Source organism: Anaerostipes butyraticus (assembly GCF_016586355.1).
Classification (GTDB): domain Bacteria; phylum Bacillota; class Clostridia; order Lachnospirales; family Lachnospiraceae; genus Anaerostipes; species Anaerostipes butyraticus.
In genome coordinates this window covers 1-1,602 of the sequence record NZ_BLYI01000060.1, presented here as the reverse complement: position 1 = coordinate 1,602, position 1,602 = coordinate 1, and the positions used below count along the sequence as shown (strand labels likewise).

2 protein-coding genes are annotated in these 1,602 nt (G+C 38.8%); one reads left to right on the top strand and one right to left on the bottom strand.

Features of this window, described 5'->3' with window-relative positions; genetic code table 11:
* A partial coding sequence (locus JMF81_RS16810) for an IS91 family transposase (RefSeq protein WP_201311864.1) occupies positions 1-481 on the bottom strand: 481 nt, incomplete at its 3' end.
* A gap of 490 nt (positions 482-971) precedes the next feature.
* Here JMF81_RS16810 and JMF81_RS12985 point away from each other — a divergent pair.
* The gene (locus tag JMF81_RS12985; protein ID WP_201311863.1) at positions 972-1,409 is read left to right on the top strand and encodes an Hsp20/alpha crystallin family protein; all 438 of its coding nucleotides are present in this window, start codon (positions 972-974) and stop codon (positions 1,407-1,409) included.
* Positions 1,410-1,602: the final 193 nt, after the last annotated feature.

Genomic DNA, 1,602 nt, shown 5'->3' with positions numbered 1-1,602 from the left:
AGAGGAGGCAGTGGATATGGGGATTCCATTTGAGATCCCGGCCAAAAGTGTGGAGGACCATGATATATCCGGGAGTGAAATTTTTGGTCTGATTGAGCTTGAAAAACATACGGGAGATGACACTGGAAACAGAATGGAAGAGACAGTTGAGGAGAGAGCGGTCCTGGAGGAAAAAGGCACGGAGATCTTCATCAATGGTAAAGACGCAATGGCGATGGCGGACATTGATGAGCTTAAAAAGCATAGAGGTGGAACGTTCCATGGCGTATTTATTTCCGCAGGTAGGACAGAAACGGCTGCGACAACGGAAAGGAACGAATTTCAACTTGCCGCAGTGGGGACAGCCGTACATGGCACCACCAAAGGAAGGATCGCCGCAGTTTAACATCTTGTCGATATTTTCCATCTCAGTCTTTCTGGGATGGAGGGTATATTTGATTTCTTCATAATGGTCTGTAAAGATTTTTTGTAAGATATTCATAAGACTATTATGCAGGAAAGAGTAACAAAAGAAAACCCCTAACCCCTCATGATTGAGGGGCAGGGGGAGCTGAATAGGCGAAGCCTATTTTTTATTGCTGTTGAACAATATCCAGTGCCGATGGAAAGAGGTGCAGTAAAAATGGTGGTGCAAATGAGAATCTTATGGTTTTATAATTGTTGACAGGATCCTTTTATGGAATCAATGAAAGGAAAAAAGTGAAACAGATTTAGGGAAAATCTTGCAGAAAGAATTCATCAGGAACAAATGCGAATATAGTATTTTCAGTTTGTTTTATAGATAATAGAAAAATCTGAAAAAATTTCTGAAAAGTGTTGACATTGATAATAATAGGTGTTATAGTACATATAGAACAAAGGGAGAGGTACCAAGAAGGTACGGATCCTAAGGTTATCAGCCGATGATAAATCGACCAAATGTGCATCAACATGCAGCATACATTATTTTATAAGTAAAGGAGAGATGAGTTATGATGATGCCTAGTATTTTTGGAGAAGATTTATTAAATGATTGGATGGATTTTTCCTTCCCAGATATTGATAAGAAATTGTACGGAAAACGTGCAAATCAGATCATGAAGACAGATGTAAAAGAAACCGATAAAGGTTATGAAGTAGATATCGATCTTCCTGGATTCAAAAAGGAAGATGTAAAAGCAGAATTACATGATGGATATTTGACAATCAGTGCAGCGAAGAATGTAAATCAGGATGAGAAGAAAGAAGACGGCAAATACATCAGGAAAGAACGTTTTTCTGGAAATATGAGCCGAAGCTTCTATGTTGGTGAGAATATCACCCAGGAAGACATTCATGCAAAATATGAAGATGGAATCCTGAGACTGACAGTTCCAAAGAAAGAAGAAAAGAAAGTCGAGCAGAAGAATTACATTAATATTGAAGGCTGATTTTAAAAATATAAATTCCAAAAGGAAAGAGCTATTGCGAAAGAGTGGTGTGCTCCCCGTCAAGTAGACAGTGAAAAAAATATAAGTTTTTCTGCCAGTTGGTTTTACCAGCTGGCAGTTTTTTTATGCTGCCTGTAAATAACTCTCATGCTTTTCCATTGGCGTCATGACTCCGAGATTCCGTTGTAACCGT

Bases quoted from the DNA above. Each gene is read 5' to 3' on its own strand.
- JMF81_RS12985 (WP_201311863.1), top strand. From the start codon at position 972: ATGATGATGCCTAGTATTTTTGGAGAAGATTTATTAAATGATTGGATG.